Origin of the sequence: Serratia aquatilis, assembly GCF_044865145.1 — a bacterium.
Taxonomy (GTDB): Bacteria; Pseudomonadota; Gammaproteobacteria; order Enterobacterales; family Enterobacteriaceae; genus Chania; species Chania aquatilis.
This window is the reverse complement of the sequence record NZ_CP173186.1, coordinates 135,992-152,062: the sequence shown is the minus strand read 5'-3', so window position 1 is coordinate 152,062 and position 16,071 is coordinate 135,992. Positions and strand designations below refer to the sequence as shown.

Annotated in this window: 12 protein-coding genes and 1 pseudogene; 8 read left to right on the top strand and 5 right to left on the bottom strand. The window is 50.9% G+C overall.

Going from position 1 to position 16,071, the window contains the following annotated elements; all coding sequences use genetic code 11:
* Nucleotides 1-83: 83 nt before the first annotated feature.
* The 4 genes from xylR to xylF form a co-directional block, all read right to left on the bottom strand.
* Nucleotides 84-1,262, bottom strand: a complete 1,179-nt coding sequence (xylR, locus tag SAQUA_RS00660; protein WP_380673821.1) for a D-xylose utilization transcriptional activator XylR — start codon at nucleotides 1,260-1,262, stop codon at nucleotides 84-86.
* Between the two features lie 91 nt (nucleotides 1,263-1,353).
* Complete coding sequence (gene xylH / locus SAQUA_RS00655; protein WP_380673822.1) at nucleotides 1,354-2,538, bottom strand: xylose ABC transporter permease XylH; 1,185 nt, start codon at nucleotides 2,536-2,538, stop codon at nucleotides 1,354-1,356.
* Nucleotides 2,516-4,057 carry a xylose ABC transporter ATP-binding protein gene (locus SAQUA_RS00650; protein WP_380673823.1) on the bottom strand — a complete coding sequence of 514 codons (1,542 nt, stop codon included), beginning with the start codon at nucleotides 4,055-4,057 and terminating at the stop codon, nucleotides 2,516-2,518. Before SAQUA_RS00650 ends, xylH begins: the two co-directional genes overlap by 23 nt.
* Nucleotides 4,058-4,156: 99 nt before the next feature.
* Nucleotides 4,157-5,152 (bottom strand): D-xylose ABC transporter substrate-binding protein, encoded by a 996-nt coding sequence (xylF, locus tag SAQUA_RS00645; protein WP_380673824.1) that lies wholly within the window; start codon nucleotides 5,150-5,152, stop codon nucleotides 4,157-4,159.
* A 494-nt stretch (nucleotides 5,153-5,646) separates the two neighbouring features.
* On the opposite strand from xylF, the gene xylA reads away from it, so the two are divergent.
* The 3 genes from xylA to SAQUA_RS00630 all read left to right on the top strand — a co-directional run bounded on the left by xylA (nucleotide 5,647) and on the right by SAQUA_RS00630 (nucleotide 9,135).
* Nucleotides 5,647-6,966, top strand: coding sequence for a xylose isomerase (xylA, locus tag SAQUA_RS00640; RefSeq protein ID WP_380673825.1), 1,320 nt, complete (start codon nucleotides 5,647-5,649; stop codon nucleotides 6,964-6,966).
* A 137-nt stretch (nucleotides 6,967-7,103) separates the two neighbouring features.
* Entirely contained in the window at nucleotides 7,104-8,561 is a 1,458-nt protein-coding gene (xylB, locus tag SAQUA_RS00635) for a xylulokinase (RefSeq protein WP_380673826.1), read from the top strand.
* A gap of 232 nt (nucleotides 8,562-8,793) precedes the next feature.
* A complete protein-coding gene (locus tag SAQUA_RS00630; RefSeq protein WP_380673827.1) occupies nucleotides 8,794-9,135 on the top strand; it encodes a hypothetical protein in 342 nt (113 codons plus the stop codon).
* A gap of 133 nt (nucleotides 9,136-9,268) precedes the next feature.
* On the opposite strand, the gene SAQUA_RS00625 is transcribed toward SAQUA_RS00630, so the two are convergent.
* Nucleotides 9,269-10,123, bottom strand: coding sequence for a transcriptional regulator (locus SAQUA_RS00625; protein WP_380673828.1), 855 nt, complete (start codon nucleotides 10,121-10,123; stop codon nucleotides 9,269-9,271).
* A 726-nt stretch (nucleotides 10,124-10,849) separates the two neighbouring features.
* Here SAQUA_RS00625 and SAQUA_RS00620 point away from each other — a divergent pair.
* The 5 genes and pseudogenes from SAQUA_RS00620 to SAQUA_RS00600 all read left to right on the top strand — a co-directional run bounded on the left by SAQUA_RS00620 (nucleotide 10,850) and on the right by SAQUA_RS00600 (nucleotide 15,936).
* Complete coding sequence (locus SAQUA_RS00620) at nucleotides 10,850-11,233, top strand: transcriptional regulator (RefSeq protein WP_380673829.1); 384 nt, start codon at nucleotides 10,850-10,852, stop codon at nucleotides 11,231-11,233.
* A gap of 114 nt (nucleotides 11,234-11,347) precedes the next feature.
* A pseudogene (locus SAQUA_RS00615) lies at nucleotides 11,348-11,628 on the top strand (hypothetical protein).
* 107 nt (nucleotides 11,629-11,735) lie between these two features.
* Entirely contained in the window at nucleotides 11,736-12,392 is a 657-nt protein-coding gene (locus tag SAQUA_RS00610; RefSeq protein ID WP_380673879.1) for a fimbria/pilus periplasmic chaperone, read from the top strand.
* 75 nt (nucleotides 12,393-12,467) lie between these two features.
* The gene (locus tag SAQUA_RS00605) at nucleotides 12,468-15,068 is read left to right on the top strand and encodes a fimbria/pilus outer membrane usher protein (protein WP_380673830.1); all 2,601 of its coding nucleotides are present in this window, start codon (nucleotides 12,468-12,470) and stop codon (nucleotides 15,066-15,068) included.
* Nucleotides 15,069-15,276: 208 nt separating this feature from the next.
* Nucleotides 15,277-15,936, top strand: a complete 660-nt coding sequence (locus tag SAQUA_RS00600) for a helix-turn-helix transcriptional regulator (protein WP_380673831.1) — start codon at nucleotides 15,277-15,279, stop codon at nucleotides 15,934-15,936.
* The last annotated feature ends 135 nt before the right edge of the window (nucleotides 15,937-16,071 follow it).

The window sequence follows — 16,071 nt, the reverse complement described above, 5'->3', positions numbered from 1 at the left end:
CCAGGCGCGGCGCAGTTAGCGCTTTCCGGCCCAACGCCGGGGCGATAAATGTTACCGCGCTTTCTGTTTTCTACGCCAACCGCCTAATACACTACCTCGCCGTAACAGTCCCGATGCTCCTTGGGTGTCATGTCATAGCCTTTTTTAAATACCGAGTAAAAGTATTGCAATGAAGGGTAGCCACACATCTGGGAGATTTCGTTAATAGGTAACGACGTGGTGGTGAGTAAATTGCGGGCACGCTCCAGTTTCTCTTCATGGATCACATTATGGATAGTCTGGCCGGTTTCATCTTTGAAGCGTTTTTCCAGGTTGGAACGGGATATCCCAACAGCATCCAACACCTGCTCCACCTTAATCCCCTTGCAGGCGTGGTAGCGAATGTAGTGCATGGCCTGGATCACCGCCGGGTCACGCAGCGAGCGGAAATCGGTAGAGCGGCGTTCAATCACTTTCACCGGGGGCACCAAAATACGTTGTAACGGCAGTTCCCGCTGGTCGAGCAACTGATGCAACAGCTTGGCTGCACGGTAGCCCATCTGGCGCGTGCCCTGTGCCACGGAAGACAGCGCCACACGCGAAAGGTAGCGCGTCAGTTCTTCGTTATCGATACCTATCACACACAGTTTTTCCGGCACCGGAATATCCAAATGTTCGCACACCTGCAATAGGTGACGCGCCCGTGCATCAGTCACGGCGATAATGCCGGTGTGCTGCGGCAGTGTCTGCACCCAATCTGCCAGGCGATTCTGTGCGTACTGCCAATTATCTGGCGCGGTCGCCATCCCTTGGTATACCACCCCTTGATACTGTTCCGCCGCAACCAACTGGCGAAAAGCCTGTTCACGCTCTTGCGCCCAGCGTTTGCCCCCTTCCAGCGGCAGGCCGTAGAATGCAAAGCGGTTTAGCCCCTTCTCTTTCAGGTGCATAAATGCAGCTTCCACCAGAGCATGGTTATCGGTGGCTATATAATGTACCGGTGGGTAGTCCTCTTCGCGGTGATACGAGCCGCCAACGCCAACAATCGGCACGTTGACGTTATGTAATAACTGCTCAATATCCCGATCGTCGAAATCGGCAATCACACCGTCTCCCAACCAGTCTTTGATATTATCGATACGGCAGCGAAAATCCTCTTCAATAAAGATATCCCAGTCACTCTGCGATGCCTGTAAATACTCCCCAACGCCTTCCACCACCTGGCGGTCATACACTTTATTGGCGTTGAACAGCAACGTAATACGGTAGCGCTTCTTGAACATGAGCGTTCCCCTAATGAAAGCTGCCCTCTGGATTGCATAACACAACTTTCCAGAGAGCAATAAAAATGCCACCACAGTTGTGAAGCAGCACCTAAACCCGGCGTTTAGTTGCGGAATCCATCCATACCGCCAGCAGCAAAATCGCGCCTTTAACGATGTACTGCCAGAAGGTCGGCACATCCAGCATACTCATGCCGTTATCCAGCGAGGCCATGATAAATGCCCCCATGACCGCCCCTGCTACGCTGCCGATCCCGCCGGCAAGGCTGGTTCCCCCGATCACACAGGCGGCAATGGCGTCCAGTTCGGCGATGTTGCCAGCTGATGGTGAGCCAGCCCCCAAGCGTGAGCTGAGGATCAACCCGGCAATCGCCACCATCAGGCCGTTAATGGCGAACACCGCCAGCTTGGTGCGTTCAACGTTAACCCCGGAAAGCCGCGCGGCGTCGATATTGCCGCCAATCGCGTAAATGCGGCGGCCAAAGGCGGTACGCGTTGCCATGAAGATCCCTGCCAGCATCAATGCGGTCAGGATCAATACCGGCGTTGGAACCCCGCGATAATCATTCAGCAGGTAGATCGCCCCCAGCACCAGTATTGCCATGATGCTTTGCCGGGTAATGTCCCCGCTCGATGTGGCAACGGGCAAGCCGAGTTGTGCACGTTTGCTGCGCCGCCGCCACTGCCAGGCCACAAACAACATCAGCCCAATGGCCCCAATGCCGAACCCCAGCCCATTTGGCAGATAGCTTTGGCCAATCTGCGACATGGCACTACTGGTTGGTGAGACAGTTGTACCGTTGGTGATACCGATCAGAATACCGCGAAACGCCAGCATCCCCGCCAGGGTGACAATGAAAGAGGGCACTTTACGATAGGCGACCCACCAGCCGTTCCAGGCACCCAACAGCAACCCGGCCAACAGCGTGACCACAATCGTTAGCGGCAGCGGCCAGCCAAACCAGACGTCGAATATCGCCGCTGCACCACCCAGTAATCCCATCATCGAGCCGACGGAAAGGTCGATCTCCGCCGAGATAATCACAAACACCATGCCCACCGCCAGAATGCCGGTGATCGCCGTCTGGCGTAGCAGGTTGGAAATATTACGCGCGCTGAGATAGGCCCCTTCGGTAGTAAAGGTAAAAAACAGCATGATAACGACGATTGCCGCCAGCATGACGAAGACCTGCATGTTGACGGATTTCAGGCCAAGCAGCGGTTTTTTCTGCACCACAGGCGGCAGGCTTGCTTCAGATTGTGTGCTTTTCGACATGTTTTTCACTCCTCAAGGCCGTTTCCATTACCTGTTCCTGGGTCAAGTCGCGGTTCACCAGATCGGCTTTAATCTGCCCTTGGTGCATCACCAGTACCCGATCGCTTAATCCCAGCACTTCCGGCAGTTCGGATGACACCACAATCACCGCGATCCCTTGCTGGACCAATTGATTGATTAACTTATAAATTTCCTGTTTGGCCCCAATATCAATACCTCGGGTCGGTTCATCCAGAATGAGAATTTTCGGTTTCAATAACAGACACTTCGCCAGGATCGCTTTTTGCTGATTACCGCCGCTCAGCCGGGCAATAGGCAACTCTGGGGAAGAGGTCTTAACCCGTAACTGTTTTAAGGATTGCTGAATGGTGGCCTGTTCCTGTGCGTCATCCAGCATCGTTAATGCACCGCTGAAATCGCCTAATGCTGCCAGCGTCATATTGGCCCCTACGCCCATCACCGGTACGATGCCGTCGCGTTTGCGGTCTTCCGGCACCATGGCAATGCCATAGCGCATCGCTTGCCGGCAGTGGGTGATAGTGGCAGGCTGCCCATCGATGGTAATACTGCCCTGCCAACGCCCTGGGTAGGCTCCAAACAGGCATTGCATGGTTTCAGTACGCCCGGAACCCACCAGCCCGGCAACACCAAGGATCTCCCCGCGCCGCAACGTGAAAGAAACATCATCCACGCGGCGGATATGCCGGTTGATCGGATGCCAGGCCGTCAGGTTCTCCACCTGCAGGATCACCTCCCCAATGGCGTGTGGTTCCTGCGGATAGAGTTCGGTCAGTTCGCGGCCTACCATCATGGCGATAATGTCATCTTCACTCATCCCATTGGCTGGTCGGGTCCCGATATGCTTGCCGTCGCGGATCACGCAGATCAAATCCGAGATGGCTTTCACCTCATTCAGTTTGTGAGAGATGTAAATGCAGGCGATGCCGTGATCGCGCAGATCCTTAATGATCGCCAGCAAGGTGGCGGTTTCACTCTCCGTTAATGAGGCGGTAGGTTCATCCAGCACCAACAGGCGCACCTGCTTATTCAGTGCTTTGGCAATCTCCACCAGTTGTTGCTGGCCCAACCCCAGTTCCCCTACGCGAGTATTCGGGTCCACCTGCAGTTTGACCTGCGCCAACATGCGCTGGCAGCGCAGATACATGTTGTCGTAATCCATAACGCCATAGCTGCCCCACTCGTTGCCGAGAAACATGTTCTCCAGCACCGTCATCTGTTTCACCAAGGCCAGTTCCTGGTGAATGATCGCGATGCCTTTTTGCTCGGTTTCACGAATGGTTTTTGCCGCAATAAGCTCGCCAGAAAAATAAATCTCGCCCTGATAACTGCCGTGCGGATATATTCCGCACAGCACTTTCATCAAGGTTGATTTTCCTGATCCATTTTCACCACATAAGGATAATACCTGCCCGGCCTCTAATTGCAGGCTGACATTGTCCACGGCTTTTACAACGCCGAACTGTTTGGTGATATTTTTCATTTCTAACAGGCAGGGCATTATTCACTCCCCCTATTAACTCAATATACTGCAAGCTGACAGTACTCGCTCGTCACCCGCAGGCAGCTTGATTTATTCAGAGCATGGCTTTGTCAGGAATTAATTAAGATCGGATTTCTTATGGAAGCCATCGGCAATAATCGTGCTTTCAATATTCGATTTATCCACCTGAACCGGCGTTAATAGCCAGGCTGCGACATCTTTACTGCCATTATTCAATTTGGCGTTAGATTTTGGCTGTTCCCCTTTCCCCAATTGCACCGCAATATCTGCGGCTTCATCGGCCAGTTTGCTGATCGGTTTATACACCGTCATGGTCTGGGTACCCGCCACTATGCGCTTGACTGCCGCCAGATCGGCGTCTTGGCCGGAGATCGCCACTTTGCCTGCCAACCCCTGTGCGGCCAGAGCCTGAATTGCGCCCCCGGCGGTGGCATCGTTAGACGCAACAACCGCATCGATATGGTTATTGTTGGCCGTCAGAGCGTTTTCCATGATCTTGAGCGCATTTTCCGGCAGCCAGCCATCGGCCCACTGGTCGCCCACCACTTTAATCTTGCCACCGTCGATCAGTGGTTGCAGCACGGTCATTTGCCCTTTGCGGAACAGCTTGGCGTTGTTGTCTACCGGCGAGCCCCCCATAAGGAAATAGTTGCCCTGAGGCACGCGCTGCACCAGGCTTTGCGCCTGCATTTCACCCACTTTTTCGTTGTCGAAGGAGATATAAAAATCAATATCTGCGTTGTTGATCATCCGGTCGTAGGCCAATACCTTGATCCCTTCACGCTTCGCCTCGCTGATCACATTGCTCAACACCTGGCCGTTATAAGGGATGATCACCAGCACATCGACGCCCCGATTGATCATATTTTCGATCTGCGCCATTTGGGTTTCTTCATTACCATTGGCTGACTGGACGAACACCTCTGCCCCCAGAGATTCGGCCTTTTTCACAAAAATATCGCGGTCTTTTTGCCAGCGTTCTAAACGCAGGTCATCGATAGCCATACCGATTTTAATCTCTTTACTGTATCCCGGTTGGCTGGCCAGTAGCAGCAGTGCACAAGCTGAAAGAAGGAGAGGTTTAATTTTCATCTTATAACCCTTTATTAGTGTAGGGACGATGGCTTTCAAACAGCCTAAACTGAAAGTTGAGGATATAAATCGCGAAACTGCTAGCGAATTGTTATCGCTTATGACCTATTCAGCAATTACTGATTTTTACCGGCCAATTATGATTTTTGGTTTAATGTTGTTTTTATGATGGCGATCATATTTTGAAATAAGAAATATCTAGATGGCCAATAGATACAGCGCGGCGGTAAATAAATCGAATAATGAGATCTGGTCCACATTTAATAATTCTGAGAATTTGAGTGTGAAATAACGTAATTGAGCATTGTTAGCCTTACTCCGATGATTAATACACTCGTCATACTTCAAGTTGCATGGGTGTTGGCCACGACCAATCGCACCAGTCACATAGTGGACTATGCTCCTGGCAACTCTCGGTCTTGCCGCCTACATGCAACTCGAATTATTTAGAGTCTACATCCCGCAGGTCGGGCACTGTTACCAAGGAGTCACAAATGCAATCCTATTTCGATCAGCTTGAACAGGTTCGTTACGAAGGTACCGGCAGCCATAATCCGCTGGCTTTCCGCCACTATAATCCCGATGAAATCATCCTTGGTAAACGCATGGCCGACCATCTGCGTTTTGCCGCCTGCTACTGGCACACCTTCTGTTGGAACGGAGCCGATATGTTCGGCGCAGGCGCGTTTGAACGGCCCTGGCAGCAACCGGGCGATGCGCTGGCATTAGCCAAAAGCAAAGCCGAGATCGCGTTCGAGTTTTTCCACAAGCTGAACGTACCATATTACTGCTTTCACGACATCGACGTTTCCCCGGAAGGAACAACGCTGAAAGAGTACCAGAACAATTTTGCCGTCATGACCGACGTACTTGCCGAGAAACAGCAAAGCAGCGGTGTAAAATTGTTGTGGGGAACCGCCAACTGCTTCACGCATCCGCGCTATGGTGCCGGTGCGGCCACCAACCCGGACCCGGAAGTTTTCAGTTGGGCCGCGGCTCAGGTGTTCGCGGCAATGAATGCGACGCAAAAACTGGGCGGAGAGAACTATGTCTTGTGGGGTGGGCGCGAAGGCTATGAGACGCTGCTCAATACCGATCTGCGCCAGGAGCGCGAGCAGATTGGCCGGTTTATGCAGATGGTGGTGGAGCACAAACATAAAATCGGCTTTGAAGGCACATTGTTGATTGAGCCCAAACCCCAGGAACCCACTAAGCATCAGTATGATTACGATGTCGCCACCGTTTACGGCTTCCTCAAACAGTTCGGTCTGGAAAAAGAGATCAAAGTCAACATCGAAGCCAACCACGCAACATTGGCCGGGCATTCGTTCCACCATGAGATCGCCACCGCCATCGCGTTAGGGATTTTCGGTTCGGTTGACGCCAACCGTGGCGACGCACAGCTCGGCTGGGACACCGATCAGTTTCCAAACAGCGTGGAAGAGAATGCATTGGTGATGTTCGAAATCCTTAAAGCTGGCGGGTTCACCACCGGTGGCCTGAACTTTGATGCCAAAGTCCGCCGCCAGAGCACCGATAAGTATGACCTTTTCTACGGCCATATCGGTGCAATGGATACCATGGCGCTGGCACTGAAAGTTGCGGCCCGCATGATAGAAGATGGCCAGTTACATCAGCAGGTTGCCAAACGTTATGCCGGTTGGAATGGTGAACTGGGCCAGCAAATTCTGCAGGGTAAGCTATCGCTCGAAGCGCTGGCGCAGTACGCTCAACAACAGACTCTTGCACCAAAACATGCGAGTGGGCACCAGGAAAAACTGGAAAATCTGGTGAACCGCTACCTGTTCGGCTAACGCCCAATCTCCCAGTTCATTCAAGTTGCCAGCGTCTTGGCTGTCTTCCCGGGGTCTGGTTTTGGGATCGATAGCCACGCTGCAACTTGGTAACCGCGCGGTGTTGAAACTCACCGCATAATAAAGGACTCGCTATCATGTACATTGGTATCGATCTGGGCACTTCCGGAGTTAAAGTCATCCTTCTGGGCGAACAAGGCCAATTGCTTGCCAGCCACAGTGAACCTCTTCCCATCTCTCGCCCTCATCCCTTATGGTCTGAACAAGCTCCCGATGATTGGTGGCACGCGACGGATCGTGCCATGCTGGCTTTAGCTCAACAGCAAGATCTGCATAGGGTTAAAGGTATCGGCCTGACCGGTCAGATGCATGGCGCTACGCTGTTGGATAAACAGCAACGGGTGTTGCGCCCGGCGATCCTGTGGAACGATGGCCGCAGCTTCGCGCAATGCCAGACTTTGGAACAGACCGTCCGCGACTCACGTAATATCACCGGTAACCTGATGATGCCCGGTTTTACAGCCCCCAAGCTGTTATGGGTTTTGCAGCATGAGCCAGAGATTTTCCGCCAGATTGACAAGGTATTGCTGCCGAAGGATTACCTGCGTTGGCGTATCACTGGCGAGTTTGCCAGTGACATGTCTGATGCTGCTGGCACCATGTGGCTGAATGTCGCACAACGCGACTGGAGCGACACCATGCTGAGCGCCTGCGAACTGACGCGTGAACAGATGCCTTCGCTGTTTGAAGGCAACCAGATAACCGGGCAGGTACGGAGTGAACTGGCCAAACGCTGGGGTATTGCGCCGGTGCCGGTAGTCGCTGGTGGGGGCGACAATGCCGCCGGGGCGATTGGCGTTGGTCTGTATCAGGCCGGGCAGGCAATGCTGTCTCTGGGAACGTCTGGTGTCTATTTCGCAGTCAGCAACGGTTTTCTCAGTAATCCGACCAGCGCGGTACACAGTTTCTGCCACGCATTACCGCAAACCTGGCATCTGATGTCGGTGATGCTCAGTGCAGCATCCTGCCTGGATTGGGCCTGTAAGTTAACCAACGTAGACAGCGTTACTACACTGCTACGTAATGCCGAACAGACGCCTCCCAGTGAGGCACCGCTGTGGTTCTTACCTTACCTTTCCGGCGAACGCACACCGCACAACAATCCGAATGCCAAGGGTGCTTTCTGGGGCTTTACTCATCAGCACGGTTCTGGCGATCTGGCGCGGGCGGTACTGGAAGGCGTTGGTTTTGCCCTGGCAGATGGTATCGATGTGCTGCATGCCAGCGGCTTACAGCCTTCTGCCATTACGCTGATTGGAGGGGGAGCACGAAGCCCGTACTGGCGCCAGATGCTGGCAGATATCAGCGGCCAACGGCTGGAGTACCGAACAGGTGGTGACGTTGGTCCGGCACTGGGCGCGGCGCGGCTAGCGCAGATAGCCCTGAACCCTGGGCAGCCACTCAGTACCCTGCTACCCGAACTGCCGTTGGAGCAGGTGCATGAACCGGATACTGGACGCCATCAGTACTACGCAGAGCAGCGCAAAACCTTCCGCGAACTTTACCGCTGCCTGCTACCATTAGGCTGTGCTTAACTGACCTTGGTGCCACAAGCTTCCATTGCTGCGCCGTTAACCACCTAAGGTAGCCACACACCAAACTGGCCCGGAACACTTGTCGTTGTGCCGGGTCAGCCCCCCTTCTAACCGCAATCACGTGTTCAAAGCCCGAGCATACTCAAAAATTCCATTTATTTAACAAAACCCCAAAATTTTACAAATTATAATTTTCGGTGCTATTCTTTTTTTAAACATAAGGAACAGAACAATGAAGAAGATACTGCTTTTGGTTTCGTTAATAATTTTATCTGGTTGTTACTTGACGGAAAAAGAAAACATGGCAACAGATCCTGTTTTCACCGGGAAAACGCAAAAAACACCAGAGTTATTTATGGAGTGTGTACTTAATAGTTGGAATGAAGAGAGTCCCACGCCTATTTATTCGGAGCCGACGGTGAATGGATACACGGTACAGATAAATGATATGAAGAACGGTATTGTTATGCTATTAGAAGTCACACACGCGAAAAATGGCACCGGTAGTGACTTTAAATTCCACAAGAAAGAATATATGAGCCATTACGAAACAATTATATTTGACTGCAAGTAAAAATTAGGAGAGTTAATATTTTTAGCCATAGGAAGAGACACGTAGCATTACGTTTTTGGTTAAACGCGCACGCATCCAGGTCGACTCAACTAAAAAAATTGGTACAGATACCGGCTGTTTGTATAATCATAAATTATTCGATTTTATTAATTTCATCAATTGGGTAAAGCGTTTCACATTTAGCATCCATGCCCTCTTCACAGCGCTGAACGACTTTCGAAGATCCTCTTTGGCCGTCAGTAATATAAATAAACTGCCCAGGTCTACATACTACGTTCTTGGTTTTCAGGAATTCTATGTATCCTTCTTTAGTTACATTTAACTCACTTCTATTAATATAGACGGAACACTGATTTACATCTGGAATTCTAATATGTGAAGCAGAAAAGACTTCTCTCCGATGATAGTTGTTGGCTAAATAAACTAATAAAATCGCCATTATAAGGATAATCATGGGATTGATAATAAAAAATTTTCCACAAACTCTAAGCAAGCCGTCTAAGCTTTTTTTAAGTATTTCTTTATTCTGATTCGCTTTTTTAGCTGCAACAGCCTCTTGCGTTAACTTTTCTTTGGCAGGAGAGGCCGGGGTAGCATCCTCTTCCTCCACAAAATCTTCAATTCCCGCAGTTTCTACAAACTCCGTAGTTTCCACATCCAAAATCTGGACATCGCCTGAAAACAGAAGCCCCTCCTTGGGTACGGTCTTGATGACATCGCCCTTGATCCCTGCGCTAGCCAAGCCCTTTCTTAACAGTGATACGTTCTGATAGAAGGTATTAGTGGTAACGTATTGCCCCTGATTCTGCCAGGCAAACTTAAAAAACTCTTGTTGGCTAATCACTTTTCCTGGGCGCAATAGCAGTAACTGCAAGCATCGGCTGGCAGGAATATTTAAAACTATCTCATTACCTTTCATCCCTGTGGGAATCAACCTATGTTGCTCTGGAATATAAGTCACAAGATTGTTAATAACAAATTTTGTCATTTTTTCAGCCAACCACAGTTAGTTATCTTAAGAGTAACTGATATAAATCATTATAGTAAAAAAAACAAACATGCATACTCTAGATCATTCGGCTTGTCATATGGCAGAAAACTCGAGCCAGCTGCGCTGCGAACAGATTTTATCTCTATTAGCCCCCGTACTGTAGGGTAAGTTGCCGAACCATACTGATCTCATACAACTATAGACCCTACACCACAAATGACATACGTCTTTATCGTAATGGTTACGCCCGTCACATAGCCAGCGCCCTTGAGCAACACCTCACTAGCCAAGCATTACCTTAAGACCGTCAGGCTGGCTCAGTGTCTTAACTTAGCAACGGCTTACTACATCAGATTAGTCCTCAGTTAAGATAACTCTGACACTGAGTGTAATTTTATTTTTCCAATAAAAAACAATACATTACATTATTTACTGGTTTTTAATCCTTGATTCGATAAAAATTCGATGTTTTTAGCTACCACAAAAATATGAAGTTGAGAAGGGTCCTATTTTTATAAAAATCTACCTTAATGTTAATCTCTAGATTAATTGACTATGTTTTTATTATTTTTATGACTAAGGGACTATATTTCCCATTTTTCTATACACGTAAGTTGCAGTCAACATTCTCTTGATAAGGCTTGGATTGTTCCTATAATGCAGCTCTAAAGGGAGAGGCTTGTTATTTTATTTTTAAAATATAAATAATAAACCAGGATGTATATGGAAAATAAACTCTATGGTTTCTTGATTGATCAAGAAATTATGCTTGATATCGTAAAGAAAAGACTGGTTCGCTTTACTGACGAATCCTCCGTAAACTCTATGACAATCAGGGTAGTATCTCTTAATGTTACCTTGGTACGCTTATTAACCTTACTATTGGCAAGCAATAGCGGCATGGTCCTTTCCAAAGATGACATCTTGAATAATGTCTGGGAAAAATACGATCTGTCCTCTTCCAGCCAAAGATTATGGCATGCCATCAAGGAATTAAGACGGAAATTGTCGGCAATCGGCCTGCCAGGCGATTTTATATTGAGCGTACGCGACGCAGGTTACTCTATTAATAGTCAACATAAAGTTACCTCACTCTTTTTAGGATAAACACCCCTGCAGATAACAGGGCTTCAGGAACATATCCATCTTATTGTGGGTGTGAACATACCATTTCGACGGATCTTGAAGTGGTTTAATAATACAAGGTAAGTAGGAATATAGATGAAAAAGTTGGCTCTCATCGCTTCTCTGGTTGCTGCATGCGGTTTTGTTGGTCTGGCTCAGGCTGCCTCTACCGGCATCATCGCCTTTAACGGTGAATTGACGGCCAACACCTGTGACGTGATTGTGGATGGTCAGGCTGCCAGCGTATCAACACAACTTACATTAATGTTGAATCTGGCACAGCTAACCTACCTTACTCCGTAGAATACTATGCCAACGGCCCGACAACTGCCGGTACTGTAGTCAGCAGCGTTGTGTACTCCATTCAGTACAAATAATGAATTTTTGGGAGGGTAATTTCCCTCCCAATACCTCTATTTCTAGCCTAGTGGGATTGATGATGAAGATTTCCTCATGCCTTAGACACCAGTTGCCGAGCCTGGTCATGTTAGCCCTGTTCAGTACCTACAGCCTGGCCAGTGTGGTGATCACCGGTACTCGGGTGATTTATCCGTCCGATGCCAAGGAAGTCAGTGTCAAAATCAACAATGTGGGTACCTCCCCCGTCCTGCTGCAAAGCTGGATCGATAAAGGCGATACCGATGCACAGCCCTCCTCCATCCAGGTGCCTTTCGTCCTGACCCCACCGATGAACCGTGTTGAAGCGGGCAAAGGGCAAACGTTACGTATCAGCTATGCCGGTGGCGCTTTGCCGATGGATAAAGAGTCCGTGTTCTGGCTGAACGTGCTTGAGGTTCCGGCCAAGAAACAGGCCAAGGCCGACGAGAATTTCCTGCAAATGGCTTTCCGAACGCGTATCAAGCTGTTCTATCGCCCAACGGGCCTGGAAGGCGTTGCTAACGATGCGGCAAAAGCGGTGACCTGGCAGGCACAGGGGAATAGTCTACAAGCTACCAACCCCACACCCTATTATGTTTCTTTCGTCACTATAAAGGTCAACGGTAAAGAAATCGAAGGGGATATGGTCGCACCACGCGGCACACTGACTTTCAATCTGCCTGGTAAGGCTGGCAGTAAAATTACCGGGGATTTTGTCAATGATTACGGGGCAGTAAACCCGTTTGAAGCGGTCATTAAATAACGACAACGAAAAGCCACACACTTTTTTATTATCTTATTGTAAATATTCAGGAAATTATTTCTGAAGGGAATCAACATGTCAAAATCTGTGCACACGGGCTTAAGGAGCATATTATCGCCCGTGGCCCTGGCCATTCTTTCGGCGCTGTGTTTTGGGAGTGCCCATGCGCAAACTGCGGCTCCTGCTACTGGCGAGAGTGTGGAGTTTGACCCGGTGTTCCTCAATAACAATGGTGGGGCTCAACCCGTCGATCTCAGCCGTTTCGCACACGGGGCTTCGGCCTTGCCGGGGACCTACCGCACCGCCGTTTACGTTAACGACGGGCTGATTGACAACCGCGATATCGAGTTCAAAGCGCGGCCCGACAAGTCCGTCTATCCCTGCCTGACGACCGAGTTGATCAAGAACATCGCCTTCAACTTTGATGCGCTGCCAGCCGGGGTCCTGACGCCGGGCGCACCAGGGCAGTTCTGCCTCGATCTGCAGCAGAAATTGCCGGAAGCCCAGGTCAATTTCGATAGCGGTGAACAGCGTCTGGATCTGGTGATCCCACAAGTTTACATGCTGAAGACCGCCCGTGGCACCGTCAGCCCCGAGCTGTGGGACAGTGGCGTTACCGCCGCGATGCTCGGCTATAACGTCAACGGCTATACCAGCGAGTCGCGGGGCCAGACCTTCAACTCCCTGTATGCCGGGGTTAACGCCGGGCTGAACGTCGGTGCCTGGTACCTGCGCCATAACGGTGCCTACAACCGCATGGACAACGGCCAGAATCAGTACAGCAACATCAATACCTACCTGCAGCGCGATATCCCGTTGATTAAGGGCCGGGCGCAGATCGGGCAATCCAATACCCTGGGGCTACTGTTTGACACCTTGCCGTTCACCGGGGTGCAACTGGCCAGTGATGAGCGCATGCTGCCTGAATCTCTGCGTGGCTATGCGCCGGACATTCGCGGGATTGCCCGTACCAACGCCCGGGTGACCGTGCGGCAGGGCGATCAGGTGCTGTATGAAACTACCGTCACCCCCGGCGAGTTCCTGATCAACGATCTCTACCCGACCGGCTACGGCGGCGACCTGGAGGTCAGCGTGCGTGAAGCCGACGGTACCGTGCAGACGTTCCGGGTGCCGTATGCCTCGGTGGCCCAGTTGCTGCGCCCCGGAGCATCCCGCTATGCATTTACCGCCGGTGAACTGCGCTCCGACAACCTCAGGGGCAAGCCGGCACTGTACCAGGGCACCTACCAGTACGGGCTGACCAACGCCATCACCGGTTACGGCGGCCTGCAGGCCAGCCAGGACTATTATGCATTACAGCTTGGTGCCGCCGTTGGTACGCCTATCGGGGCACTGGCCTTTGATGTCACCCAGGCGCGGACCCATCTGGGCAGCAGCACCGATAAACAGGGGCAACATCAGCCTGACAACAACCTCAGCGGGCAGAGTTACCAGCTCAGCTACAGTAAGGCTATCACCGAGACCAACAGTAACCTGTCGCTGGCCGCGTACCGCTTTTCTACCGACGGCTATATGGATTTCATGACCGCCATGCAGACTCGCGATGCGGTAGCACAGGGTTTTTCGGCCGACTCGGTATGGCGGGCGAAGAACCGTATTACCGTGACGGCGGGTCAGGGGCTGCCGGAGAACTGGGGCCAACTGTACGTCAGCGGTTCGGTGCAGAACTACTGGAACCGGGAAGGCAGCGAGAAGCAGTACCAGATGGGCTACAACAACCAGTTCAAGCGCTTGTCATATGGCCTGAGCGTCAGCCGGACTTACTCGAGTATAGGCAGTACCCAGACCAACTACCTGCTCAGCTTCAGCCTGCCGTTGGGGCGCAGCGACCAGACGCACACGCCACAGTTACGCATAGACCTGACCCATGACACCAGCGGGCGCACCGGTCAGCAGGTAGCAGTATCCGGCAGCGCCGGGGCCGAGAGCCAGTTCAGCTACGGCGTGACGGCGATGAATGCCAATCAGGGCCAGGGTACCAGCGGCACGCTCAGCGGTAACTACCGCACACCGGCCACGGCAGTGAGCGGCACCTACAGCAACGGCAAGGGCTACCAGAGTGCCTCGGCCGGGGTGAACGGAACGATAGTAGGCCATGCGGGTGGTATGACATTCACGCCGTATACCTCGGATACCCTGGCGCTGGTAGAAGCCAAGGGCGCAGAGGGGGCGAGCGTCTCTTCATACCCAGGGGTAAAGATTGACTCTCGCGGGTATGCGCTGGTGCCGTACCTGAACCCATACCAATTGAACGAAATCAGCCTGGACCCGAAAGGGACGGCGGCGGATGTGGAACTGGATACCACCCTGCAGAAAGTGGCCCCGTACTCGGGGGCAGTGGTCAAGGTGAAGTACCAGACCAAACGGGGCCAACCGGTGCTGATCATGGCGACCTACCGGGGCGAACCGTTACCGTTTGGTGCTGACGTGCTGGACAGCAAGGGCAACAGCGTGGGCTCGGTTGGCCAGGGCGGGCAGTTGTATGCCCGCGTGGCGGAAGACCAGGGACAGTTGCAGGTGAAATGGGGTGATGGCGGCGAGATGCAATGCCAGGTGGGTTATCGGTTACTGCCGCAGGCGAAAGCCAGCGCAAATACCGCCACGGCAATCCAGCGTTTCACCTCGGCGTGCCAAAACGGCACTGCAGGAAGTTAACGGTATTAATAATAAGCGCCATGTTTCAAGTCACGGCTAGATTGGCGTCCGCCCCCACAATCACAGAGTTTATCCATGTGGCTGAAGGGGCGGAAGAACTCGACTCAAATGACATTGCAAGACACATTTTATCTGTCAGCGAAAAGACTAACTGTAACTATCTGAAATGAGACTGGTAATGTAAAAAACATCGCATAGGGAAATAATCATGAACATTAGGAAGAGTGCATTTATTCAACATTCCTGTATGTATACCCGCGAAGGTATAAAGTTAACTCTGGCTAACCTGATAGACAATAACATTGATGTCAAGGTTGTTGCAGACGAGAGTTATCTGGAGACCAAAGCCTTTCGGTTACTATATAACAAGAGTGTGGATGTTTTTATTTTAGGTTTACAGGGTACTGGGGACAGCCATGGGTCCATTCTTGACTTTATTCTTCAGTGGCTGCCTATGCACTATCCTGAAGCCAAAGTCGTTGTGATGACACAAACTCGCTCCATAGGTCAGCTAAAAAACTACCTGTTAGGTCTAGAGAATGTTGCTGCAGTGCTGGATGACTCAATAGAAATTAGCGAATTGCAGACGCATTTACAACATATCATGATGAACTCACCGCAGGTAGGAACGATAAAAAAACCGGTAACGCCCCTGACTCATCAGGAAATAAAGGTGTTAGGACACCTATTGAAAGGGGTACCGGTCTTGAAGATTGCCAGCACGTTGCGGATAAACCAGAAAACGGTTAGTGCTCACAAGCGTGCCGCAATGAATAAATTGGGCATCTCATCGCTACATGGGTTAATTCGGTGTCAAGTTAATTTAAGCATGATGAGTGATTTACTTACTCTGGATAAAACAGTGTAAGAACATAACCATTCGTCACGCTTGTTAATGAATCTTTTTCGCTCGTCAAATGACGGGTAAAAATTATCTATGTTTTATGGATATTGCTCAAACCATTTCAATAGAAGTTGAAGTGGTTTAATAAACAGCACTAGG

Coding starts and splice junctions, on each gene's coding strand:
- xylA (WP_380673825.1), top strand. CDS start 5,647: ATGCAATCCTATTTCGATCAGCTTGAACAGGTTCGTTACGAAGGTACC.
- SAQUA_RS00625 (WP_380673828.1), bottom strand. CDS start 10,123: ATGACAAAATTTGTTATTAACAATCTTGTGACTTATATTCCAGAGCAA.
- SAQUA_RS00630 (WP_380673827.1), top strand. CDS start 8,794: ATGAAGAAGATACTGCTTTTGGTTTCGTTAATAATTTTATCTGGTTGT.
- xylR (WP_380673821.1), bottom strand. CDS start 1,262: ATGTTCAAGAAGCGCTACCGTATTACGTTGCTGTTCAACGCCAATAAA.
- SAQUA_RS00610 (WP_380673879.1), top strand. CDS start 11,736: ATGTTAGCCCTGTTCAGTACCTACAGCCTGGCCAGTGTGGTGATCACC.
- xylB (WP_380673826.1), top strand. CDS start 7,104: ATGTACATTGGTATCGATCTGGGCACTTCCGGAGTTAAAGTCATCCTT.
- xylF (WP_380673824.1), bottom strand. CDS start 5,152: ATGAAAATTAAACCTCTCCTTCTTTCAGCTTGTGCACTGCTGCTACTG.
- SAQUA_RS00600 (WP_380673831.1), top strand. CDS start 15,277: ATGAACATTAGGAAGAGTGCATTTATTCAACATTCCTGTATGTATACC.
- SAQUA_RS00650 (WP_380673823.1), bottom strand. CDS start 4,057: ATGCCCTGCCTGTTAGAAATGAAAAATATCACCAAACAGTTCGGCGTT.
- xylH (WP_380673822.1), bottom strand. CDS start 2,538: ATGTCGAAAAGCACACAATCTGAAGCAAGCCTGCCGCCTGTGGTGCAG.
- SAQUA_RS00605 (WP_380673830.1), top strand. CDS start 12,468: ATGTCAAAATCTGTGCACACGGGCTTAAGGAGCATATTATCGCCCGTG.
- SAQUA_RS00620 (WP_380673829.1), top strand. CDS start 10,850: ATGGAAAATAAACTCTATGGTTTCTTGATTGATCAAGAAATTATGCTT.